Source organism: Roseateles sp. (assembly GCF_036486225.1).
GTDB lineage: Bacteria > Pseudomonadota > Gammaproteobacteria > Burkholderiales > Burkholderiaceae_C > Roseateles.
The window spans coordinates 1-23,584 of record NZ_DASVNZ010000261.1 but is presented as its reverse complement, the minus strand read 5'-3'; the positions used below and the strand labels follow the sequence as shown (position 1 = coordinate 23,584).

General features: G+C 68.6%; 20 protein-coding genes. 9 read left to right on the top strand and 11 right to left on the bottom strand.

The features are described from left to right. Positions 1 to 10 precede the first annotated feature (10 nt). Positions 11 to 1,180, top strand: a complete 1,170-nt coding sequence (gene proB, locus VF536_RS17370) for a glutamate 5-kinase (RefSeq protein WP_331616114.1) — start codon at positions 11 to 13, stop codon at positions 1,178 to 1,180. Positions 1,181 to 1,272: 92 nt separating this feature from the next. Here proB and VF536_RS17365 read toward each other — a convergent pair whose 3' ends face one another. After that, positions 1,273 to 1,998, bottom strand: a complete 726-nt coding sequence (locus VF536_RS17365; protein ID WP_331616113.1) for an RNA pyrophosphohydrolase — start codon at positions 1,996 to 1,998, stop codon at positions 1,273 to 1,275. Positions 1,999 to 2,134: 136 nt separating this feature from the next. Here VF536_RS17365 and VF536_RS17360 point away from each other — a divergent pair, with 136 nt between their 5' ends. The 3 genes from VF536_RS17360 (at position 2,135) to VF536_RS17350 (ending at position 5,704) form a co-directional block, all read left to right on the top strand. Continuing rightward, complete coding sequence (locus VF536_RS17360) at positions 2,135 to 3,877, top strand: proline--tRNA ligase (protein ID WP_331616112.1); 1,743 nt, start codon at positions 2,135 to 2,137, stop codon at positions 3,875 to 3,877. Beyond that, positions 3,874 to 4,974 (top strand): DUF418 domain-containing protein, encoded by a 1,101-nt coding sequence (locus VF536_RS17355; RefSeq protein ID WP_331616111.1) that lies wholly within the window; start codon positions 3,874 to 3,876, stop codon positions 4,972 to 4,974. Before VF536_RS17360 ends, VF536_RS17355 begins: the two co-directional genes overlap by 4 nt. A gap of 88 nt (positions 4,975 to 5,062) precedes the next feature. Continuing rightward, the gene (locus VF536_RS17350) at positions 5,063 to 5,704 is read left to right on the top strand and encodes a lytic transglycosylase domain-containing protein (protein WP_331616109.1); all 642 of its coding nucleotides are present in this window, start codon (positions 5,063 to 5,065) and stop codon (positions 5,702 to 5,704) included. On the opposite strand, the gene VF536_RS17345 is transcribed toward VF536_RS17350, so the two are convergent. From VF536_RS17345 to hemA, 6 genes are all read right to left on the bottom strand, one after another. Further along, positions 5,695 to 6,288 carry a UbiX family flavin prenyltransferase gene (locus VF536_RS17345; protein ID WP_331616108.1) on the bottom strand — a complete coding sequence of 198 codons (594 nt, stop codon included), beginning with the start codon at positions 6,286 to 6,288 and terminating at the stop codon, positions 5,695 to 5,697. The two genes, VF536_RS17350 and VF536_RS17345, sit on opposite strands and share 10 nt — an antisense overlap. Further along, on the bottom strand, positions 6,288 to 6,602 hold the full coding sequence (gene grxD, locus VF536_RS17340; RefSeq protein WP_088407921.1) for a Grx4 family monothiol glutaredoxin: 315 nt from the start codon (positions 6,600 to 6,602) through the stop codon (positions 6,288 to 6,290). The genes VF536_RS17345 and grxD overlap by 1 nt, the downstream gene beginning before the upstream one ends. Positions 6,603 to 6,789: 187 nt before the next feature. Beyond that, positions 6,790 to 7,407, bottom strand: a complete 618-nt coding sequence (locus VF536_RS17335) for a hypothetical protein (protein WP_331616107.1) — start codon at positions 7,405 to 7,407, stop codon at positions 6,790 to 6,792. Between the two features lie 219 nt (positions 7,408 to 7,626). Next, the gene (gene prmC, locus VF536_RS17330) at positions 7,627 to 8,466 is read right to left on the bottom strand and encodes a peptide chain release factor N(5)-glutamine methyltransferase (protein WP_331616106.1); all 840 of its coding nucleotides are present in this window, start codon (positions 8,464 to 8,466) and stop codon (positions 7,627 to 7,629) included. Then, positions 8,463 to 9,554, bottom strand: a complete 1,092-nt coding sequence (gene prfA / locus VF536_RS17325) for a peptide chain release factor 1 (RefSeq protein ID WP_331616105.1) — start codon at positions 9,552 to 9,554, stop codon at positions 8,463 to 8,465. The genes prmC and prfA overlap by 4 nt, the downstream gene beginning before the upstream one ends. 127 nt (positions 9,555 to 9,681) lie before the next feature. Continuing rightward, entirely contained in the window at positions 9,682 to 11,010 is a 1,329-nt protein-coding gene (gene hemA / locus VF536_RS17320; protein WP_331616104.1) for a glutamyl-tRNA reductase, read from the bottom strand. A gap of 142 nt (positions 11,011 to 11,152) precedes the next feature. On the opposite strand from hemA, the gene VF536_RS17315 reads away from it, so the two are divergent. After that, the gene (locus tag VF536_RS17315; RefSeq protein WP_331616103.1) at positions 11,153 to 11,425 is read left to right on the top strand and encodes a hypothetical protein; all 273 of its coding nucleotides are present in this window, start codon (positions 11,153 to 11,155) and stop codon (positions 11,423 to 11,425) included. A 79-nt stretch (positions 11,426 to 11,504) separates the two neighbouring features. On the opposite strand, the gene miaB is transcribed toward VF536_RS17315, so the two are convergent. From miaB to VF536_RS17295, 4 genes are all read right to left on the bottom strand, one after another. Further along, complete coding sequence (gene miaB / locus VF536_RS17310; RefSeq protein ID WP_331616102.1) at positions 11,505 to 12,845, bottom strand: tRNA (N6-isopentenyl adenosine(37)-C2)-methylthiotransferase MiaB; 1,341 nt, start codon at positions 12,843 to 12,845, stop codon at positions 11,505 to 11,507. A 94-nt stretch (positions 12,846 to 12,939) separates the two neighbouring features. After that, positions 12,940 to 13,404 carry a hypothetical protein gene (locus VF536_RS17305; RefSeq protein ID WP_331616101.1) on the bottom strand — a complete coding sequence of 155 codons (465 nt, stop codon included), beginning with the start codon at positions 13,402 to 13,404 and terminating at the stop codon, positions 12,940 to 12,942. 135 nt (positions 13,405 to 13,539) lie between these two features. Further along, positions 13,540 to 14,265 (bottom strand): hypothetical protein, encoded by a 726-nt coding sequence (locus VF536_RS17300; RefSeq protein WP_331616100.1) that lies wholly within the window; start codon positions 14,263 to 14,265, stop codon positions 13,540 to 13,542. A 179-nt stretch (positions 14,266 to 14,444) separates the two neighbouring features. Then, positions 14,445 to 15,416, bottom strand: coding sequence for a LysR family transcriptional regulator (locus VF536_RS17295; RefSeq protein ID WP_331616099.1), 972 nt, complete (start codon positions 15,414 to 15,416; stop codon positions 14,445 to 14,447). Between the two features lie 397 nt (positions 15,417 to 15,813). On the opposite strand from VF536_RS17295, the gene VF536_RS17290 reads away from it, so the two are divergent. From VF536_RS17290 to VF536_RS17275, 4 genes are all read left to right on the top strand, one after another. Continuing rightward, on the top strand, positions 15,814 to 19,065 hold the full coding sequence (locus tag VF536_RS17290) for an efflux RND transporter permease subunit (protein ID WP_331616121.1): 3,252 nt from the start codon (positions 15,814 to 15,816) through the stop codon (positions 19,063 to 19,065). After that, positions 19,055 to 20,275, top strand: a complete 1,221-nt coding sequence (locus tag VF536_RS17285) for an efflux RND transporter periplasmic adaptor subunit (RefSeq protein ID WP_331616098.1) — start codon at positions 19,055 to 19,057, stop codon at positions 20,273 to 20,275. Before VF536_RS17290 ends, VF536_RS17285 begins: the two co-directional genes overlap by 11 nt. Beyond that, the gene (locus VF536_RS17280; protein WP_331616097.1) at positions 20,272 to 21,789 is read left to right on the top strand and encodes an efflux transporter outer membrane subunit; all 1,518 of its coding nucleotides are present in this window, start codon (positions 20,272 to 20,274) and stop codon (positions 21,787 to 21,789) included. Before VF536_RS17285 ends, VF536_RS17280 begins: the two co-directional genes overlap by 4 nt. Before the next feature lie 270 nt (positions 21,790 to 22,059). Beyond that, entirely contained in the window at positions 22,060 to 23,526 is a 1,467-nt protein-coding gene (locus VF536_RS17275; RefSeq protein WP_331616096.1) for a hypothetical protein, read from the top strand. The last annotated feature ends 58 nt before the right edge of the window (positions 23,527 to 23,584 follow it).

The window sequence follows — 23,584 nt, the reverse complement described above, 5'->3', positions numbered from 1 at the left end:
TCCTTCGCGCATGAGCAACGGCAATCTCACTGGCCAACCGACCGGCAACCTGGGCGGCGAACTGAACGGCGTCCTCAAGGACGCGCGACGCATCGTCGTGAAGGTCGGTTCGAGTCTGGTGACCAACGAGGGCCGTGGCGTCGATGCCGAGGCGATCGGCAACTGGTGCCGTCAGTTGGCGGAGCTGGCGCGCGAGGGTCGCGAGGTCGTGATGGTGTCCAGCGGCGCGATCGCCGAGGGCATGAAGCGACTGGGTTGGGCAAGCCGTCCGAAGGAGCTGCACGAGCTGCAGGCCGCGGCGGCCGTGGGCCAGATGGGCTTGGCGCAGATGTACGAGACCAAGCTGCGTGAGCAGGGTCTGACCAGCGCGCAGGTGCTGCTGACGCATGTCGACCTGGCCGACCGCGAGCGCTACCTGAATGCGCGCTCGACCCTGCTGGCGTTGCTGCAGCATCGCGTGGTGCCCGTGATCAATGAGAACGACACCGTCGTCAACGACGAGATCAAGTTCGGCGACAACGACACGCTCGGCGCGCTGGTCGCCAATCTGGTCGAGGCTGATGCGCTCGTGATCCTCACCGACCAGAAGGGCTTGTACTCGGCCGATCCGCGCAAGGACCCGAACGCGCGATTCATCGATCGCGCGACGGCCGGCAAGCCCGAGCTCGAGGAGATGGCCGGCGGCGCCGGCTCCAGCATCGGGCGCGGCGGGATGATCACCAAGATCCTGGCCGCCAAGCGCGCGGCCAGCAGCGGCGCCAACACCGTGATCGCCTGGGGTCGCGAGCCCGACGTGCTGTTGCGCCTGGCCGCCGGCGAGGCGATCGGCACGGCGCTGATGGCCTCGACCGCGAAACTCGCGGCGCGCAAGCAGTGGATGGTCGATCACCTGCAGTTGCGCGGGAAGGTCATCGTCGATGCGGGCGCGGCGATCAAGCTGCGGGAGGAAGGCAAGAGCCTCCTGCCGATCGGCGTGCAGGAGGTGTCGGGCGAGTTCCATCGCGGCGACGTCATCGCCATCGTCGACCTGGGCGGGAAAGAGCTCGCGCGCGGCCTGACCAACTATGGCAGCGCCGAGGCCCGGCTGATCGCGCGCAAGCCATCGTTCGACATCGAACGGGTGCTGGGTTATGCGGCCGAACCGGAGTTGATCCACCGCGACAACCTCGTGCTGCGTTGAGGCATCCAGAGATGCGGCGCTGAAGCGCGCCCAGCAAAGACAAAGGCGCCCACGGGCGCCTTTGTCATGTCCACATCGCCAGCAGCGAGCGTTCAGTCCTTCGGAGGTTCCACCGGGCCGCCGTGGGCGGCACCCGGCGGTGCGACCTCGCGACCGTCGTGCGACTCCTGATGCGTGGCCTCCGCATGCGCCGGGCCGTCAGGGTCGTGGGGCCGATGATCGAAACGCTCCTGCCGGTGGTGGTCCTGGTCGCCGTGATGATCACCGTGCTCGCCGTGTCCGCCATGACGGTCGCCCCGCGGCGGCGGTCGCATGCCGGCGCGCAGATAGCGGTTGTGATGATTCAAGCGCGGCAGGAAACGCGCGAGTTCCGTCAACGCCATCTGATACACGCCGCGCTTGAATTCGATCACGGCTTCCAGCGGCACCCAGTACTCGTTCCAACGCCAGGCGTCGAACTCGGGATGGTCGGTGGCGCGCAGGTTCATGTCGCTGTCGCGACCCATCATCTGGAGCAGGAACCAGATCTGTTTCTGCCCGCGGTAGTGCCCGCGCGCGTCGCGCCGGATGAAGTGGTCCGGCACTTCATAACGGAGCCAGTCCCGCGTGCGCGCGATGATGCGCACGTGGTCCGCAGTGAGGCCAACTTCCTCATGCAGCTCCCTGAACATCGCCTGCTCGGGCGTCTCTCCATGCTTGATGCCCCCTTGGGGGAACTGCCAAGAATGGGTGCGTATGCGCTTGCCCCAGAACACCTCGTTCTTGTGGTTGAGCAGGATGATGCCGACGTTGGGCCGGAAGCCTTCACGGTCGAGCATAATCAACCTTCAAATCATTCGTTGGATTGATTATTGCACCGGGGCTGCGACCCGGCGCGATCATCGCTAACCCTCGGTGATTCACGGTTTTTTCCGCGGCGGCCCGGCTGACCGCGGACTTTTATTTTCTGCGCCCATGAAAGCCTCCCAGTTCTTCATCTCCACGCTCAAGGAAGCGCCCGCCGATGCGGAAATCGTCAGCCACAAACTGATGATGCGGGCCGGCATGATCAAGCGCCTGGGCGCCGGCATCTACAACTACATGCCGATGGGCCTGCGCGTGATCCGCAAGGTCGAGCACATCATCCGCGGCGAGATGAACCGCGCCGGCGCCGTCGAGCTGCTGATGCCGGTCGTGCAGCCGGCCGAGCTGTGGCAGGAGACGGGCCGCTTCGACAAGATGGGTCCGGAACTGCTGCGCGTGAAGGACCGCCACGGGCGCGACTTCATCATCCAGCCGACGTCGGAAGAGGTCATCACCGACATCGCGCGCCAGGAGCTGCGCAGCTACAAGCAGCTGCCGAAGAATTTCTATCACATCCAGACGAAGTTCCGCGACGAACGCCGGCCCCGCTTCGGGATCATGCGCGGCCGCGAGTTCACGATGAAGGATGCGTACTCGTTCGACCGCGACAAGGAAGCGGCCGGCCGCAGCTATGACGCCATGTACGCAGCCTACGGCCGGATCTTCGATCGGCTGGGCCTGCAGTACCGCGCGGTGGCGGCGGACACCGGCGCGATCGGCGGCGACCGCTCGCATGAATTCCAGGTCATCGCCGAGACCGGCGAGGACGCGATCATCTATTGCCCGACCAGCGACTACGCGGCCAACATCGAACTGGCCGAGGCGCTGTCGCTCATCGCCACGCGCGGTGCCGCGACGCAGCCGCTGACGAAGACGCCCACGCCCGGCAAGGCCACCTGCGCCGATGTTGCCGACCTGCTGAAGCTGCCGCTGACGCAGACGGTGAAGTCGCTGGTGCTGGCGACCGACGAGCTCGACGACGAAGGCAACATCGTCAAGTCGCAGGTCTGGCTGCTGCTGGTCCGCGGCGACCACGACCTGAACGAAGTGAAGGCCGGCAAGCTCGAGGGCCTGAAGGGCGGCTTCCGCTTCGCGACCGCCGCGGAGATCGACACGCACTTCGGCTGCAAGCCTGGGTATCTGGGCCCGATCGGCCTGAAGCAGCCGCTGAAGGTCATCGCCGACCGGACCGTCGCCAACATGTCGGACTTCGTCTGCGGCGCCAACGAGGCCGACTTCCACTTCACCGGTGCGAACTGGGGTCGTGACCTGCCCGAGCCCGATCTGGTCGCCGACATCCGCAACGTCGTCGAAGGCGATCCCTCGCCGGACGGCAAGGGCGTGCTGGCGATCCAGCGCGGCATCGAGGTCGGCCACGTGTTCTACCTCGGCACGAAGTACTCGGCCGCGATGAATGCGTCCTACCTCGACGAGACCGGCAAGCCCCAGCTGATGGAGATGGGTTGCTACGGCATCGGCGTGACCCGCATCCTGGGCGCGGCGATCGAGCAGAACCATGACGAGCGCGGCATCGTCTGGCCCGACGCGATCGCGCCGTTCACCGTGGTGGTGTGCCCGATCGGCATGGACCGCAGCGACGAGGTGAAGGCCGCCGCGACCCAGCTGCATGAGGAACTGCTCGACCTCGGCATCGACGTGCTGCTGGACGACCGCGGCGAACGTCCCGGCGCGATGTTCGCGGACTGGGAACTGGTCGGCGTGCCGCATCGCGTGGTGATCTCCGATCGCGGCCTCAAGGAAGGCCAGGTTGAATACCAAGGCCGCCGAGATGCCGCCGCCACCAAGCTGGCGCTGGCCGACGTCGTCGCGCATCTGAAGCAACGACTCGCGTGAGTCCGGCTCGTCCGCCGCAGCGTGTCGCGGCGGTGGACGCGCTGCGCGCGCTGGCCCTGTTCCCGGTGATCGCCGTCAACTGGGTCGGCTACCCCGCCTTGCCGGATGCCGGGCCGCTGAGCCCGCCTTCGCCCGCGGACAGCCTCGTCGCCCAGACCCTGTCCTGGTGCTTGCACGCGCTCATCGCGGGCAAGGGCATCTCGCTGCTCGCTTTCCTGTTCGGCTACAGCCAGTGCCTGTCCCAGTCGCGGGGCGAGGAGGCCCTGGGCAAGCGCCGACGCCGCCTCGCCAAGCTGCTGACGCTCGGCCTGCTGCATGGCACCTTGCTCTATATGGGCGACATCCTGACGCTCTACGCCGTCGCCGGATCGATCCTGGCGATCTGGGCCGGGCATTCGATGGCGATGCTGAAAGTCCGCTTGCGGGTGCTGATCGGGTTGGAACTCGCGGTGATTGCACTGACCGTCGCGATGGCGAGCATGCCGCTGTCGGGCGAGCCGTCGATATCGCTGTCGGCGCCGGCGACGTGGGGAGACTGGACCTTGCGCAATGCAGGTCACTTCCTCGCATCGACCATCGCTTTCGCCACGCTGGGCTTGCCTACGCCGCTGCTGCTGATGACTGCCGGGCTGATGGCCGCGCGCCTGCGGCTCTTTTCGCACCCGCGCTGGGAGCCTGCGTTGCGACGCTGGTCCCGTCGTGCGCTGTGGCCGGCGGTGGCGGTGAACATCGCCTTCGCCTCGCTGCTCTGGCCCGGCTTGCGCGACGGTGACAGCTACGTCACCAGCCGTTATGCGATCTTCTATCTCTATCCGACCCTGCTGCTGCTGAGCGCCGTCGTGCCCGCGCTGGTGCTGCGCATGCGCAGCGATCCGCGGCTGCTGAACGCGCTCGCGCCGCTGGGGCGGCACACACTCACGCTGTATCTTTCCAGTTCGGTCCTGAGCTTCGCGCTGTTCAGCGGTGCGGGGCTCGCATGGCAGCCGGGCACGGTGGTGGCAACCGGCTTGGCGCTCGCCTACTGGACCGCCGGCCTCGTGCTCGCGCGCGTGCGCGGTCCGCGACCTTTGCCGCTGGAACGCTGGCTCTCCCGCTGACGGCGGCGGCGCGCGCCGTTATGCTGCCGCGCCGCGCCCCACGCGCTTGTCGATCGATTTCCGACGCCCCCTGACCTCCGCCGTTCCCGTGACTGACTCTGGCTTCAAGACGATTGCTCCGACCTCGCGCCGCGCGCTGCTGCTCGCCGGCGCCGCGACCTGTCTGCCGCGCCCGGCGTTCGCCGGCGCCCAGGTGGAGGAGCCGCTGGCGGATGCGGTCCGCTCCGCGATGTCGGCCGCGATCGCCTCGGATGCGCCACCCAAGCCGCGCTTCGAGTCGATCGAGCCGCGCCTGGCCTACCTGCGCTGGCTCGGCGAGATGAGCGAGCGCATGAAGCGCAAGAAAAGCGAGACCCAGACGCGGATCGAGTTCCTCGAGACCCTCTGGTACGAGAGCGCCCGTGCCGGCCTCGAGACGGCGCTGGTGCTGGGGCTGGTGCAGGTGGAGAGCGGCTTCAAGAAGTACGCGATCAGCGTCGCGGGCGCACGCGGCTACATGCAGGTGATGCCGTTCTGGATGCGCTCGATCGGCGACGGGCAGGTGTCCCGGCTGTTCCACATGCAGACCAACCTGCGCTTCGGCTGCGTGATCCTGCGGCACTACCTGGACCGCGAGAAGGGCGACCTCTTCCTCGCGCTGGGCCGCTACAACGGCAGCCGCGGGCGCGCGGAGTATCCGAACATGGTGATGGGCGCCCGCAAGGGCTGGTTGATGCCGGGTCAGGCCTGAGGCCGCAGCCCCAGCCACGCCTGCGGCGAGGCGCCCGGCAGTTGCGCCAGTTCGAGCACGCGCTCGACGGTCTCGGCGACCATCTCCTCGATGGAGCTTGGCTTCAGGTACAGCGCCGGCAGCGGCGGGAAGATGATGCCGCCCATCTCCGTCACCGCGGTCATGTTGCGCAGGTGAGCGAGGTTGAACGGCGTCTCGCGGACCATCAGGATCAGGCGCCGGCGCTCCTTGAGCGTCACGTCGGCGGCGCGCGTCATGAGGTTGTCCGAGAGCCCATGCGCGACCGCGGCCAGCGTGCGCATCGAGCAGGGCGCGATGACCATCGCCGCGGTCGGAAAGCTGCCGCTGGCGACGCAGGCGCCGATGTCGCCGGGTGCGTAGGCGAAGTCCGCCTCGCGCTCCAGCGCGTCGCGCGCGAGCCCCAGTTCATGGTGGGCGTTGAGCACGCCGGCGGGGCTGAGGACCAGGTGGGTCTCCGCGCCGATCGCGCGCGCCCGGCGCAGCAGCTGCAGCCCGTAGGCGGCGCCCGTCGCGCCGGTGATGCCGACGATCAGGCGCGGCCTCGGTGCCGCCGCAGCGCTCATCAGGCCTTGGCCAGCAGCTGCTGCAGCTCGCCGCTCTCGTACATCTCCATCATGATGTCGGAGCCGCCGACGAACTCACCGTCGACGTAGAGCTGCGGGATCGTGGGCCAGTTGGCGTAGTCCTTGATGCCCTGGCGGACGCTTTCGTCCTCGAGCACGTTGAAGGTCTTCAGCTCGCTGGCGCCGCTGGCCTTCAGGATCTGGATCGCGCGGCCGGAGAAGCCGCACATCGGGAACTGCGCGGTGCCCTTCATGAAGAGCACGATGCGGTTGCCCTTGACCAGGTCGTCGATGCGTTGCTGAACGTCGCTCATGGCGGAAATCCTCTGAAAGCTGATGCGGGAAGGCGTGTGCGTTGCGCGGCAGGATCCGTTCCGGGGGCCACCGAGGTGGGTCCGTGCGGAGGTGCGCGATCCGAGGATTATCAAGCAGCGCGCAAGCCCGCGCTGGGCTGGGCTCAAACCGTCGGAACGGTGGCCCTGGCGCCCGGCGCTCGGAGGATCAGAAGCTGTAGCTGACGCCGAACTGGACGACCGGCTTGTAGCGCAGGTCCTGCGACAGCTCGGCCTGCGGCGCACTGTTGCCCAGTCGCAGGCCGGAGGCACCGCCGCCGACCACGCCGACATCGGCACTGAAGCCCCAGCCGCCGCGCAAGGAGTAGCTGGTGTAGCCGACGCCGACGTAGGACAGCGACAGGTTGGGCTCGCGCTCCGGGCCGGTGAGCAGGCTGAGGCTGCGGCGACCGGCCGACAGCGACGGCGACACCGCCGCGCCCTGGCCCAGCGCCAGGCCGGAACTGCTCTGCAGCAGCGACATCGGGCCCAGCATCAGGCCGCCGGTGGCCCGCAGGCCGCCGCGCGTGCCGGCGCCCAGGCCCGATCCGGTGAGGTAATAGTCCGCCAGCAGGTTGGCGCTGAGCAGGCGGCTGCCGTTGCGGGCGTCGAAGGAGAGACCGTCGATGTCCTGGCTCTGGCTCATCTGCAGCCGGCCTTGCCACTTCGTGAACGCCTGGCGGTCCGGTTTCAGTTGCAGGCCCTGTTGGGCCCACGCGGCGCCGGCCATGCAGACACTGCCGGCCAGGACCACGGCAAGGCGCAGGAGCAAGGGGGCGGCGCTCATGACAGGTCTCCGAGAATGACGATAACCCGTGACGACAAACCCGTTTCAAGATGGATCAAAACGGGCACCAAGTCAGACCATGCTACGCCCGGGTTGGTTACCGCGCCAGATCGAGTTGAGGGGGATTCCAGGCACTGTTGCGGATTCCCGGCGCGGTTTCTCGCAGTGTGGAAACAGTCTGTGAGGCGCGCCACATTCCTGTGCCGGCCGCCACATTCCTTACGCCGGCCAGCGGCCGCCGCTGGCGCGGGGTTGGCCGCCCAGATCGCGGCGGTTCTCGACGTCGACGAAGCCGCGTGCGCTCAGCAGATCGGCCACCGCTTCGGCCTGGTCATACCCATGTTCGAGGAGCAGCCATCCATCCGGGCGCAGCCGGGCCGGCGCGCCGTCCACCAGCTCGCGCAGGTCGGCCAGTCCGTCGCCTTCCGGCGTCAGCGCCATCCGGGGCTCATGCCGCAGCGCGTCGAGGTGGTGATCGTCGCCCGCAACGTACGGCGGGTTACTCAGGATCAGGTCGAATGCCGATTGACCCGACAGCGGCTCGTACCAGTCGCCGAGGTGCGCCTCGACCGACAGACCCAGCCGGCGGGCGTTGTCCTGGGCGACGGACAAGGCGCCGGCGCTCGCGTCGACCATCCGGACGTCGGCATCGGGACGCCGCGACTTGATCGACAGCGCGATCGCGCCGGTGCCGGTGCCCAGATCGACGACCCGGGGCGCGGACAGTCCCGCGAGTCGTTCGAGCGCCCATTCCACCAGCACTTCGGTGTCCGGTCGCGGGATCAGCGTGTCCGGCGTGACGAGCAGCGTCAGGCCGAAGAACTCCTTCTCCCCGCTCAGGTAGGCCAGCGGCACGCCGTCGAGCCGGCGGGCAAGCCAGTCCTGGAAGCGCTCCTGCTGGCGCGCATCGAGCGGATCGGTGTCGTGCGCGATCAGCCATGCCCGCGAGACGCCGAGCAGGGCCTGCAGGAGGTACAGCGCTTCGGCGCGCGGCAGGCCGGCGGCGATGGCGGCACGTTCTGCTCCGACGATCGTCAAGGCCCCATCGGCGGCGCTCATCCCTGGCTGCCTTCCAGGGCCGCGAGCTGCTCCGCGGCCTGCGCTTGTTGAAGCCCCTGCAGCACGTCGGCGAGATCGCCGTCCATGATCGCGCCGAGCTTGTAGAGCGTCAGGTTGATCCGGTGATCGGTCAGTCGTCCCTGGGGGAAGTTGTAGGTGCGGATGCGGTCGCTGCGATCGCCGGTGCCCACGAGGCTCTTGCGCTGCGCGGCCTCCTTGGCGGCGCGCTCGTTGCGGTCCTTGTCGCGCAGCCGCGCGGCGAGCACCGCCATCGCCTTGGCCTTGTTGCGGTGCTGGCTGCGGTCGTCCTGGCACTCGGCGACCAGGCCGGTCGGCAAGTGCGTGATCCGGATCGCGCTGTCGGTCTTGTTGACGTGCTGCCCGCCCGCGCCGCTCGCGCGGAAGGTGTCGATGCGCAGCTCGGCGGGGTTCAGCTGGATCTCCTCGGCCTCGTCGGGCTCGGCCATCACCGCGACCGTGCAGGCGCTGGTGTGGATGCGGCCCTGCGACTCGGTGGCGGGCACGCGCTGCACGCGATGGCCGCCGGACTCGAACTTCATCTGCCCGTACACGCCGTCGCCGTCCAGGCGCAGGACGATTTCCTTGTAGCCGCCCAGGTCCGATTCGCTCGCCGACAGCACCTCGCAACGCCAGCCGCGTCCTTCGGCGAAGCGGGTGTACATGCGGGTCAGATCGCCGGCGAAGAGCGCCGATTCGTCACCGCCCGCGCCGGCGCGGATCTCGAGGAACGCGGGCCGATCGTCGTCCGGATCGCGGGGGATGAGCGCGAGCTGCAGTTCCTGGTCGAGCTGCGCCAGATCGGCCTCGGCGCCGGCGATCTCCTCCCGCGCCATCTCGATCATGTCGGCATCGCCGCTGTCGAGCAGCTCGCGCGCGGCGACGAGGTCCCGCTCGCGCTGGACGTAGCGACGGTAGCGCTCGACCAGCGATGACACCTCCGACTGCTCGCGCGTCAACGCGCGGTAGCGCTTCATGTCGGCGGCGACGCTGCCGTCGGCAAGCGTGCTGTCGAGCTCCGCCAGACGGTAGCCGAGGCGGTCGAACTTCTGGCGCAGGACGTCTTTCATGGGGAATGGGCGCGGAGGGCGCGGAGGGCGAAGAGGCAGAGGGACGACCGGTCGGCGGACCGGGAGTAGTACGGCTCGGTATGCCGAAGAGCAGCCGGTGCCGGCCGCTCGCGTGCGGAACGCGCCGCTACGAGTCCGCTTCTTCGCCGAGCGCGTCCGGGCGGGCGCCTGATGTCTTCGCGCCGCCGCGCAGGAACAGCCGCGACACGGTCTGCGCCATCTGCAGGCGCTGCTCGCCATCGCTGCCGTTGAGTTCGGCCATCGCGCCGTGCAGCATCTTCTGCGTCAGTCCGCGCGCCAGCGCGTCCAGCACGCTGTCGATGTCCTCGCCCTTGGCGATCAGCTTGCGCGCGCGCTGGATCTCGGCCTGGCGCCAGCTGTCGGCCTGCTGGTGCAGGGCCTGGATCAGCGGCACCGTGTGGCGCTGCCCCAGCCAGTGCACGAAGCTCTGCACGCCGGTCTCGATGATGGCTTCCGCCTGCTGGACCGCAGCCTGGCGTTTCTCGCCCGCGGTCTGGACCAGCTTGGACAGGTCGTCCACGGTGTACAGGTAGACGTCGTCCAGCTTGGCCACTTCCTGTTCGATGTCGCGCGGCACCGCCAGGTCGACCATGAACATCGGCTTGTGACGGCGCTTCTTCAAGGCGCGTGCGACGGCGCCCAGGCCGATCAGCGGCAGGCTGGAGGCGGTGCAGGAGATCACCGCGTCGAATTCGTGCAGGCGGTCGGGCAGGTCGGCCAGCCGGAAGGCCTCGCCGCCCAGCTGATGGGCGAGCTTCTCGCCGCGCTCCTGCGTGCGGTTGGCGATGGCGATCGCCTTCGGACCCTTGGCCGCGAAATGCGTGCCGACCAGCTCGATCATCTCGCCCGCGCCGACCAGCAGCACCTTGATGTCGGCGAGGTGCTCGAACAGCTGCGAGGCCAGTCGCACCGAGGCCGCGGCCATGCTGATCGAGTGGCTGCCGATCTCCGTGGAACTGCGGACTTCCTTGGCCACCGAGAAGCTGCGCTGGAACAGCTGGTGCAGCGTCGTGCCGAGCGTGCCGGCCGAATCGGCCTCGCGCACGGCCTGCTTGAGCTGGCCGAGGATCTGCGGTTCGCCCAGCACCATCGAGTCCAGCCCGCTGGCGACGCGGAAGGCATGCCGCGCGGCGGCGCCGTCCTCGACCACGTAGGAATGGTCCATCAGCATCGAGCTGCCGACCCCGCCGACCTGCGCCAGCCAGTCCACAGCGGGGCGGACCATGTCGGCGTCGCCGGCGACGTAGAGCTCGGTGCGGTTGCAGGTGGAGAGGATGGCGGCTTCCGCGGCGGCGGTGCGGCGGCGCTGGTTGGTGCCGATCTGGTCCTGGAAACGCAGCAGCGTCGGGGCCAGTTGCTCGAGCGTGAACGCGAAACGTCCACGCAGATCGAGCGGCGCGGACGTGTGGTTCAGACCCAGGGCAAAGACGGACATGCGGCGATTATAAAATTCCTGCCCGACCCGTGTCTCGCACGGGCCTTGGCGGCGCGCTCATCGCCCCCGGGATGCGTCAAGGAACGACGCCTTTCGACCGCCGTCCCGTTACATCTACACCTCGCCCGGAGCGAACCGACCCGTGGACCCACTCGACGCCGTCTGGCATTTCGGCAACCTGTTCCTGCCCGCCTGGGGCGTTGCGGCGCTGATGGCCGCCGCCCTCAAGTTGATCTGGCGGGACACCGTCTCCGGCATGCGCTGGCGCACGCTGGCGATGTGGGGCGGCGTTGGCGGCACACTCGGCCTGTTCGCCGCGCTGATGCTCACCGGCGCTGACGGCACGATGACCGGCTACGGCCTGATGCTGCTCGGCATCACCGCCACGCAGTGGGGCGTCAGTTACAAACGCTGAACCGGGCTGAGCGCCGGCCGGGGCCACGCGCTACCGCTTTCGAGTGAGGCGGCCGGGCCGGGCCGGCCTTCCCGGTCCGTCAGCCCTGCAGCACCTCGGTCACCGGCACCTCGCCGCGCAGCGAGTGCGCAAAGGCTTCGGTGATGTGCATCGGGATGATCTGGTGCATCAGCCGCTCGTGGCCCTTGAAGTTGACGATGCGGTTGCACTCGGTGCGCCCCATCAGCTCCGTGGCGTCCTTGCGGGCGTGGCCCGAGACCAGCACCGGCACGGTCTTGCCGACCGTGCTGTGGTTGTAGCGGATGGCGGTCGCCTCGATCTCGGCCTGCAGCTCCTGCAGGCGGCGGACCTTCACCTCGTGCGGCGTGTCGTCGGCCAGGTTGGCCGCCGGCGTGCCGGGACGCGGGCTGAAGATGAAGCTGAACGACGCGTCGAAGCCGATGTCACGCACCAGCTGCATGGTCTTGGCGTGGTCCTCGTCGGTCTCGCCGGGGAATCCGACGATGAAGTCCGAGGCGATGCGGATGTCCGGCCGGATGGCGCGCAGCTTGCGCACGATGCTCTTGAACTGCAGCGTGGTGTAGCCGCGCTTCATCGCCATCAGGATGCGGTCCGAGCCGTGCTGCACCGGCAGGTGCACATGGTTCACCAGTTTCGGGATCGTGGCGTAGGCGTCGATCAGGCGCTGGCTGAACTCGTTGGGATGGCTGGTGGTGTAGCGGATGCGCTCGATGCCGGGGATCTCGGCGACGTATTCGAGCAGCAGCGCGAAGTCGGCGATCTCATCCGTGCCGCCCATGGCGCCGCGATAGGCGTTCACGTTCTGGCCGAGCAACGTCACTTCCTTGACGCCCTGGTCGGCCAGTCCGGCGACTTCCTCGAGCACGTCCTCGAAGGGTCTGCTGACCTCCTCGCCGCGGGTGTAGGGCACGACGCAGTAGGAGCAGTACTTCGAGCAGCCTTCCATGATGGACACGAAGGCCGACGCGCCCTCGACCTTGGCCGGCGGCAGGTGGTCGAACTTCTCGATCTCGGGGAAGGAGATGTCGACCTGCGGGCGCGACTGCTGCTGGCGCTGGGTCAGCATCTGCGGCAGGCGGTGCAGCGTCTGCGGGCCGAAGACGACGTCGACGTAGGGCGCGCGCTCGATGATGGCCGCGCCTTCCTGGCTGGCGACGCAACCGCCGACGCCGATCATCACGCCCTTGGCCTTCAGGTGCTTGATGCGGCCGAGGTCGGAGAACACCTTCTCCTGCGCCTTCTCGCGGACCGAGCAGGTGTTGAACAGCACCAGATCGGCCTGCTCGACGTCGGTGGTGGGTTCGTAGCCTTCGGCGGCGCGCAGGACGTCGGCCATCTTGTCCGAGTCGTACTCGTTCATCTGGCAGCCGAAGGTCTTGATGAAGACTTTCTTGCTCATGGGGAGCTCCGGAAATCGGGAGGAATGCGGCGGCTCCGCGCCGGTGCGCCTGTCCGGTCGACCGGTGGCGCGGCGCGGGTGCGGGCTCAGTGAGTCAGGGCTTGCGCCAGACCTGGCTGGCCTGGTCGAACACCAGCTTCGAGGCCTGTTCCGGCGTGGTGGGCCAGGACTTGTTGGCCAGCTCGACCTCGCTCAGCAGCCAGACGTCCATGAGCAGGCCGCTGATGTCGCGGGTGTAGAGCACCGTGGCCTTCTGCTCGTAGAGCGAGCCGGGCGTGGCGACCAGGTCGACCGCGTTGCGGATGCGCGCGCCGGGCGCCAGACGCGCCGGCTTGCCGTTGAGCAGCACATCGGGCGCGACGCCGAAGACGATCTCGCCGCGCAGCGCGCGTTGCGGGAAGTAGCGGTGGCCGGGAGCGATCTGGGCCTGCGCGGGGGCGGGCGTCGCGAGGGCGGCGATGCCGCCGAACGCGGCGACCAGCGAGAACAGGGCGGTGCTGGCGGCCGTCGCCATCATCGAGCGACGGCGGGACGGGGCGGGCGAGGCACAGCGGTACATGGTGTAGATCCAGTGGCTGCGGAAATGCGCAAGGGCGCAAGTGTAGCGGGCGCAGCACCGATGCCGCCTGGGGCGGGCTCCCGGTTTCCAATGGTTGCCGGCCATCCGGCGCGGCCTGGAGCGGCCTGGAACAGCTCAGAGGCGACTGGCGGAGGGGGTGGTCTGCGCCATGGCCGCGGGGGCGGGTTCGGGCAGCACGTAAACGACGCCGGCTCCGTGGCCGAGCACCGGCGCGACGACGCGATCGAAGAACTCGCCCGCCACGACCACGCACCCCAGCGAGATGCGGTTGTCGTCCGGCGACGGCGACGCGAGCCGCTCGGCGCGGCGCTCGTGCGCCGGACCCGGGCGCAGGCGATGGATCGCGAACGCGGCGTCGTAGTCGACCCAGATCACGGTCTCCCCTTTCAGATTCGGGCCGGGCTGGCTGTCATACCGACCGGCGGGCGTGGTGCGGAGGTCGGGGGGAATGCCGGTGGACACCATCTCGCCGACGCCGGGCGCGACGCTGTCGCCGCGGGCCAGGCCCAGCAGCGCCGGCGCGGCGCCGACCAACTGGCCGTCGGCATTGAAGACGAAGAGCTTCGCCTCCTTCTTGTCGACGACGGCGAAGGGGCGTCCCTTGGCATCGAAGCCCTCGAACGCCGCGCGGGCCGCGGCGCGCGCTTCGAGCGAGGCGGCTTCGCCGTGGAAGTCGACGGCGAGCGGCGCGATGTGTGCGGAAGGCGGCGGAAGCTGCCGCTGAAGCGCGGGTTCGGCTCGCGCGCCCGGTGTCCCCAGCGTCGCCGCGATGACCGCAGCCATCGCCATCCTTGCCCAGCCCGTTTGTTTCGACTGACCCAACAACCCGATCGACTTCATGCTGCCCGATGTCTTTCTGGCGGACGGTCCTGGTTGGCGCCGGCGAGGGCCGGGCGAGTCCGCTGGGGCCGCATATTAAGGAGCAACGGCTTGTTTCAACGGTCGATCTGTCGGCAAAAACGGGAGGACTTTCCCGGGAATTTGTAAGACGTGCGGGCTTCGGCACGAATCGTCGTACGTTAGGTGCGCGATAGGAACTTCTCGCGTCCTTGGGTCTCGGCGGCGGCGAGTTCCTTGGCGCCGAGGACGTAGGCGTCGCTGTCGGCAAGGCGTTCGATGGCCAGGTCGATGAAGGCGCGCACGCGCGCCGGTTGTGCGCTGCGGCTGCCCCAGTAGACGTGCAGGCTGGAGGGCGCGGCCACGTGCCGCGTCAGCAGCGGCACGAGGCGGCCGGCGCGGATATGCGCCGCGACGGTGATGCTGGTCATCATGCTGATCACCTGGCCGCCGAGCAGCGCGTCGAATTCGAGTTCTTCATCGTTGACGCAGAGCGCCGGCGTGATCGGCTGCGCGGCGACCGCCTTCCCGACCTTCACGGTCCAGGCGACGATGCGGCCTTCGGGATGGCGGAAGGTGCTGCATCGGTGCGCGGCCAGATCGTCCAGCGACTGCGGGGCGCCGTGCTTGCGCAGGTAGGCGGGCGCGGCGCAGATGATGCCCTGCACCGGAAACAGACGTCGCGCGATGACGCCTTCGGCGGGCGATGCGCCGATGCGGAAGCCGACGTCGACGCGGTCCTCGACCCAGTTGCCGATGTCGTCGGCGAGCTGGACCTCGGGACGCACGTCGGGATGCCGGGTGCAGAACTCGTCCAGCAGCGCCCACAGCGCCGGCCGGAACGCCGAGCGCGGACCGACGATGCGCAGCGGGCCGGCGATCTCGTCCTTGGCCTCGCGCACATTCTCGATCGCGCGGTGCAGCCAGCCCAGCGCGGGCCGCACGCTGTCCAGGAACTGGCGGCCCTCGTCGGTCAGCGCCATGTTGCGCGTCGTTCGATGGAACAGCCGCACGCCAAGGTGCTGCTCCAGCTGCGCCAGCGCCTGGCTGGCCGCCTGCGGCGTGATGCCCTGCGCGGTGGCGGCGCGGCGCAGGCTGCCCAGTTCGGCGGTGCGGACGAAGGTCGTGATGGCGCGGAGTTCGTTGACGGGCATGGCGTGAGGATGACCGATCCGGGAGGACCGGATTATCAAGTTCCACTTGCCAATCCTTCAATGCCGACCGGCCTAGCGGCTTGTCAATCGCCTGACTACAGTCCGGCCTGCCCGGGCCCGACGACGAGTGCGGCGGCGGGCGCTGGGACGGGTGCTGAAACGGGCGCCGTGATGGGCAGGCGCCAGGCGGTCGGGAAGGGGCGTCCATCGCCCGGTTTTCGCACCACGCCGATGCATGCCGCCCAATCGCGGGGGGAGTGACCCCGTACGCGTACGGTCATTACCGATCAGCAATACATGGGCGCGTGCCGACACACAAAATCCGCGCTCGATACGACCGGAAAACGGTCATCCACCAGAGAGCAACGATGACAACGATCGTGGGAATCCGTCCATGCTGATGGCCGCCGTGCGCGTCGCGCTGCGACGCCCTTACACCTTCCTCGTGCTGGCGCTGCTGTTGCTGATCATCGGCCCGCTGGCGGCCGTGCGCACGCCGACGGACATCTTCCCGGAGATCCGGGTGCCGGTCATCGCCGTGGCCTGGCAGTTCACCGGCCTGCCGCCGGACCAGATGGCCGGACGCATCTCGACGCTGTTCCAGCGCACGCTGACGACCACCGTCAACGACATCGAGCACATCGAGGCCAACACCTATCCCGGCGTCTCGGTGGTGAAGATCTTCTTCCAGCCGGGCGTGAACATCGCGGTGGCCAACGCGCAGGTCACCGCGGTCGCGCAGGTCGCCGTGCGGCAGATGCCGGCCGGCACGACGCCGCCGCTGATCCTGAACTACAACGCGGCCACGGTGCCCATCCTGCAGCTCGCGCTCTCGGGCAAGGGGCTGTCGGAGCAGCAGCTCTTCGACCTCGGCTTCAACACGATCCGTACGCCGCTGGTGACCGTGCCGGGCGCGGCGATCCCGCTGCCCTACGGCGGCAAGCAGCGTCAGGTGCAGATCGACGTCAACCCCGCCGCGCTGCAGGCGCGCGGGCTGTCGGCGCAGGACGTGGCCACCGCGCTGGCGACGCAGAACGTGCTCACGCCGATCGGCACGCAGAAGATCGGCGAGCTGGAGTACACGCTGCAGCTCAACAGCGCGCCGTCCGCGATCGAGGAACTGGGCCGGCTGCCGGTGAAGGTGGTCAATGGCTCGACCATCTACCTGCGCGACGTGGCCGACGTGCATGACGGCAACGCGCCGCAGACCAACATCGTCCATGTGGACGGCGGGCGCTCGGTGCTGATGTCGGTGCTGAAGAACGGCGCGGCGTCCACGCTCGCGATCGTCGACGGCGTGCGCGCGAAGCTCGGCGAGCTGCGGCCTTCGCTGCCCGATGAACTCGAGGTCAAGCCGATCAACGACCAGTCGGTCTTCGTGCGTGCCGCCATCAAGGGCGTCGCGATCGAGGGTGCCATCGCCGCGGCGCTGACCAGCCTGATGATCCTGCTGTTCCTGGGCAGCTGGCGCTCGACGGTGATCATCGCGGTGTCGATCCCGCTGTCCATCCTGGGATCCATCATCGGCCTGGCGGCGATCGGCGAGACGCTCAATCTCATGACGCTGGGCGGACTCGCGCTCGCGGTGGGCATCCTGGTCGACGACGCGACGGTGACCATCGAGAACATCAACTGGCACCTGGAGCACGGCAAGGGCGTCGAGGAATCGATCATGGACGGCGCGCAGCAGATCGTGACGCCGGCCTTCGTCTCGCTGCTGTGCATCTGCATCGTGTTCATCCCGATGTTCTTCCTGGAAGGCGTGTCGCGCTTCCTGTTCGTGCCGATGGCGGAGGCGGTGATCTTCGCGATGGTGTGCTCGTTCATCCTGTCGCGCACGCTGGTGCCGACGATGGCCAAGTACCTGCTGCATCCGCATGCGCCGCTGACCGACGGCCACGGGCATCTGGCGCAGCCGCCGTCGCGCAATCCGCTGGTGCGCTTCCAGCGCAACTTCGAGGCCCGCTTCGAACGCGTGCGCGAAGGCTACCGCCGGATGCTCGAGGCCGCGCTGGCGAGCAAGAAGCCCTTCCTGATCGGCTTCGCGGTGGTGGTGCTGGCGTCCTTCGCGCTGGTGCCCTTCATCGGGAGCAACTTCTTCCCGCAGGTCGACTCCGGCCAGATCCTGATGCACGCGCGGGTGCCGGTGGGCACGCGGGTCGAGGAGACCGCTGCGCGCTTCGCGAAGATCGAGCAGGCGATCCGCCGCGTGATCCCGTCCGACAAGATCGAGACCATGGTCGACAACATCGGTCTGCCGCCGTCGTCGATCAACCTGACCTACAACAACACCGGCGTGCTGGGCACCTCCGACGGCGACTTCCAGATCGCGCTGAAGGAAGGGCACGCGCCCACGGCCGACTATGTGCGTCAGCTTCGACAGGTCCTCCCGCGCGAGTTCCCCGACACGACCTTCTCCTTCCCGCCGGCCGACATCGTCAGCCAGATCCTGAACTTCGGCGCGCCGGCGCCGATCGACGTGCAGGTGCGGGGCCGCGACGTCGAGTCCAATTTCGCCTACGCGCAGCAGCTGCTCAAGCGCATCAAGGCGATCCCGGGCGTGGCCGATGCGCGCATCCAGCAGTCCAACAAGGCGCCGACCTTCAATGTCGACGTCGACCGCACGCAGGCTCAGCTGCAGGGCCTGACCACGCGCGACGTGGCCAACAGCCTGGTCGTGAACCTCGCCGGCAGCAGCCAGGTGGCGCCGACCTTCTGGCTGAATCCGCAGAACGGCGTCAGCTACTCGATCGTGATGCAGACGCCGCAGCATCAGCTGGATTCGCTGGCCGCGCTGAGCAACCTGCCCATCGGCAACGGCAGCCAGCCGGGCACCTCGACGCTCGGCGGCGTGGCGACCTTCCAGCGGGTCAACAGCCCGGCGCTGATCAGCCAGTACGACGTCGCGACGATGGTGCAGATCCACGCGACGACGCAGGACCGCGATCTGGGCGCGGTCGCGCGCGACATCCGCAAGGTGCTCGCCGAGACGCAGGCCGACGTGCCCAAGGGCTCCAACGTGCAGCTGCTCGGCCAGGTGCGCACGATGGACCGCGCGTTCTCGGGCCTGCTGTTCGGACTGCTCGGCGCGGTGGTGCTGATCTACCTGCTGATTGTCGTGAACTTCCAGTCCTGGCTGGATCCGGCGGTGATCGTGTCGGCGCTGCCCGCGGCGCTGGCCGGCATCGTGTGGATGCTCTTCGCGACCGGGACGACCTTGTCGGTGCCTGCGCTGACGGGGGCGATCATGTGCATGGGCGTGGCGACGGCCAACAGCGTGCTGGTGATCAGCTTCGCGCGGGAGCGGCTGGAGGAACTCGGCGACGCCTACGCGGCCGCGATGGAAGCCGGTTTCGTGCGCTTCCGTCCGGTGCTGATGACGGCGCTGGCGATGATCATCGGCATGCTGCCGATGGCGCTGGGCCTGGGCGAAGGCGGCGAGCAGAACGCGCCGCTGGGTCGCGCCGTGATCGGCGGCCTGGTCTTCGCCACCTTCGCGACGCTGGTCTTCGTGCCGGTGGTGTTCAGCATCGTGCATCGACACCACCGCAAGACCGGACCCGCCGCCGACGCTTCTGAATCGAACGACTTGATCGCCGGAGCCGCGAACGCGCTGCCCGGGACCGGAGATGCTTCCCATGCGAACTGATAACGACAACACCGTGGTGTCCTCGCGTCCTCCCGCGCGCTTCAAGCTGGCCGCGACCGTCGCGGTCGTGATCGCGGTCGCGGTGGTGGCCGCGGGTCTGTGGTCCCGCAAGTCCAACGCCGAGCAACTGCAGAGCACGGCCGACGAACGCGGCCAGCCCAGCGTCACGCTGGTCGCGCCGCAGGCCTTGACCGAAGGCGGCCTGGAGCTGCCCGCGCGCATCGAGGCCTGGTCGCGTGCGCCGATCTACGCGCGGGTCAGCGGTTACCTGAAGCGCTGGAACGTCGACATCGGCGGCAAGGTCAAGGCCGGACAGCAGCTCGCCGAGATCGAGACGCCCGACCTCGATCAGCAGCTGATGCAGGCCAAGGCCGAACTCGCGACCGCGCGCAGCAATGCCGCGCTGGCGGCGAGCACCGCCAAGCGCTGGCAAGGGCTGCTGGCATCGGATTCGGTCTCCAAGCAGGAAGTGGACGAGCGCACCGGCGACATGACCGCCAAGCAGTCGCAGGTCACCGCGCTGCAGGCCAACGTCGATCGCATCGAGGCGCTGAAGCGCTTCACCCAATTGACGGCGCCGTTCGACGGCGTCGTCACCACGCGCAACACCGACGTGGGCGCGCTGATCAACATCGGCGGCGCACCGGGCAGCGAGCTGTTCGTCGTCTCCGACATGCGCAAGCTGCGGGTCTACGTCAACGTGCCGCAGCGCCAGGTCGCGCAGGTGCGGGCGGGCGGCAAGGCTGTGCTGACGGTGCCCGAGCGGCCCGGCCAGCGTTTCGCCGCGACGGTGCAGTCGACCTCGCAGGCGATCAACACGGCCAGCGGCGCGATGCTGGTGCAGCTCGCCGTGGACAACGAGAAGGACGAGTTGCTGCCGGGCGGCTTCGCGACGGTGCGCTTCGACGGCGCCGCGTCTGCCGAGGCTGGCGCTCAGTCGAATGCGGCGGTCTCGCTGCCGCCGGGCGCCGTGATCATCAACAAGGACGGCGTGCAGGTGGCGACCGTGGACGCGGGCAATCGCGTGAAGCTGCGCAAGGTCACGATCGCGCGCGACATGGGCACGCGGATCGAACTCGGCGGCGGACTCACCGCCGCTGACCGCGTCATCGCGAATCCGCCGGACGGCATCGCCGATGGCGACGTGGTGCGCGTCGCTCAGCCGGCGGCCGCGCCGGGCTCGGCCGCCTCGGCGAAGGGACGCACATGACCTCGCGCCCGTCGACACGCTTGTCCGCGCAAGCAGCTCGAGGCGTCGTGCTCGCTGTTGCCGCGTTGATCGCCGGCTGCGCCCAGCCGCCGAAGACGGCGCTGCCTGAGGTGCCGATGGCGACGAGCTTCAAGGAAGCCCGGGGCCCGTGGGTCGAGGCCGGTGCCTCGACCGCCGCGCCCATCGCTTTCGACGGGTGGTGGAAGAGCTACGGCGATTCGGAACTCGACGCGCTGCAGCAGCGGCTGATCGAGAACAGTCCGGACCTGGCCTCCGCGCTCGCCCGCTACCAGCAGGCGCGAGCCGCGACGGACAGCCTGCGTTCGGCGCAATCGCCGACGCTGAACAGCTCCCTCAACGGGCAACGCGACCGGCAATCGGAGCGCCGCCCGCTGCGCGTGCTCGGGCCGACCTCGCCGGATTGGTACAACAGCGCGACGCTGGGCCTGGACCTGAGCTACGAAGTCGACCTGTGGGGCCGCATCTCGCAGCAGGTCCGTGCCGGACTGGCGTCGGAACGTGCGGCGGCGGCGGACCTCGCTGCGGCGCGGTTGGCGCTGCAGGCGCAGCTGGCTGATTCCTTGCTGCAATTGCGCGGACTCGATCGCGACAACGCCTTGCTCGCCGATGCCGAAGAGGCCTACACGCGGGCGTTCGATCTGATTTCCCGCCGGCATCAGGCGGGCATCGCGTCAGGTCTTGACCAGGCGCGGGCCGAGGGCCAGTTGGAGTCGGCGCGCTCGCAGCGACGTCAATCGCAGGCGCAGCGGGCGGTGCTGGAGCACGCGATCGCCGCGCTGGTCGGCGCGAACGCTTCGAGCTTCCGCATCGAGCCGGCCACCTCGCCGCAGCTGGCGATGCCCGTGGTGCCGACGGGACTGCCCTCGACCTTGCTGGAGCGGCGACCCGACATCGCCGCGGCACAGCAGCGCGTGGTGGCCGCGACGGCGACGCTGGGCGTGGCGAAGACGGCGTTCTTCCCGTCGGTGGTGCTGAGCGCGCAGGGTGGATTCCAGAGCAGCGACTTCGGCCATTTCCTCGAGGCGCCCAACCTGTTCTGGGCCATCGGTCCGACGCTGGCCTACAACCTGTTCGACGGCGGCCGCCGCAAGGCGGAGGAGGCGCGCGCGACGGCGGCGCTGGACGAGTCGGCGCAGCGTTATCGCGGAACGGTGCTTGCGGCGTTCCAGCAGGTCGAGGACCAGTTGGTCCTGCTCGACCGCTACGGCGAAGCGCTGGAGGCGGAGAACAAATCGGTGGATGCGGCGGATCGTTCGCTCGCGCTGGCGACGAATCGTTATCGCGCTGGTGCGGCCGCCTACCTGGAGGTGGTCACTTCGCAGACGGCGGGACTGCAGGCGCGGCGCAGCGCGGTCGACCTGGCGACGCGACGCAGCCGCGCGACGGTGGCGCTCGTGAGGGCACTCGGCGGCGGATGGCAGGAGCCGGTGGAGATGAAGGCGGACGCGGGAGCGTCCGACACGGTTGCGACCACCAGAAATGGAAATCCGTAACGCCAGATCGGCAAATGTAAAACGCCTTTCCGAAATCAGGCTACCTCGTTAGTCTGCCTCCCGTTGTCGACATGGCCGCGCCTGCGCGCAGGCGTGTCGACACGTGGCCTGTGCCGACGGCCACCGTCCCCGATGCGGATCCTGCTGGTCCGCGTCGCGCGAGGCGGAGGAAACGGCGTTGGGTTCCCGAGCATTTTTTGATTCACCGGTGACCGGTGAGGGCGGAGCCATGCCCGCGCCGGTCGCCTCAACGACATTGGGAGACATTCGATGAAGAGCACCCGTATTGACGAGTCCGCCGTGCTGGTCGCGCCTAAGCCGCCGACCGCCGGATCGCTGCGCGCGCCGAGCCCGCGGCACGGCCTGATGGCGATGGCGGTCGCGGTCGGCGCCGTCGCGCCGATGGGCGTGGCGCACGCGGTGGACTGGCCGTCCGGCTTCTCCAAGTGCGCGGATGAGGGCGGCACCTGCAAGGTCGGCGACACGACGCGCCAGGTGTCCTTCGGCGTGAAGGACAAGTGGGTCATCAAGAGCTTGAAGGGCGACGTCGCCTGCGCGTCGGCGACCTTCGGCGGCGCGGACCCTAATCCGGGCAAGGCCGAGAAATGCGCGGTGGGACCGGCCGGATCGCCGGCGCCATCGCCGTCTCCAGCCCCGTCTCCCTCGCCGGCGCCTTCACCCGCGCCGTCGCCATCCCCAGCGCCTTCGCCGGCTCCGGCTGGACATAGCGGCGGCTACGCCGGCCAGGTCACCGGCGGCGGCTCGGCAACGCCGATCACCGTCACCACCGCGGCGCAGATGCAGGCCGCGATCGATGCCTACAGCGGCACCGGCGGCCTGGTGATCCGCTACGCGGGCACCTTCGATTTCGGCACCATCCCCGATCCCTGCACGCAGTGGAAGAAGGCGGCCGGCGCGGTCGTCGAAGTGAAGAACAAGAGCAACGTCACGATCGAAGGCGTCAACGGCTCGGCCGCGAACTTCGGGCTTGCGATCAAGGCCGCGGCGACCAACATCATCATCCGCAACATGACGATCGGCCTGCTGCCTGGTTCCATTGACGCCATCGGCATCGAAGGCCAGAGCGGCAAGTTCCCCGGCTACGTCTGGATCGATCACAACACGCTGTTCAGCTCGACCGCGGAGTGCTCCGGTGCCGGTGACCTGGAGTTCGACGGCCTCATCGACAGCAAGGCCGGCGCGCATCACATCACCTACTCGTACAACTATCTGCACGACCACCACAAGGTAGGCCTGATCGGATCGAGCGACAGCGACGCCAGCGACCGCTACATCACCTTCCACCACAACGTGTACAGCAACGTCGGCTCGCGGCTGCCGCTGCAGCGCGCGGGCTACACGCACCTGTACAACAACCTGTACTCGGGCGTGCTGACCTCGGGCGCCAACATCCGCATGGGCGGCTACGCGCTGATCGAAGGCAACTACTTCGAGAACGCGCAGAACCCGGTGACCTCGCGGGACAGCTCGTCGATCGGCTACTGGGAACTGCGCAACAACAACGTGCGCAGCCCGGCCGACTTCGCGACCTATGGGATCAAGTGGGTGGCCAGCGGCTCGAGCCCGTCGCGCGACGCGACCGATTGGGTGACGACGGCGAACTTCCCTGTCGGCATCCCGTATGCGTACACGGTGCACACGCCAGCCTGCGTGAAGCAGAAGCTGCTCACGGTGGCCGGGGCGGGGAAGAACTATGCGACCTTGAGCTGCAATTGAGCGGCAGTTGAGCTGCGGTCGATCCGCCATTGACGGCTGGTCGGTCGGTCTTGAAGGG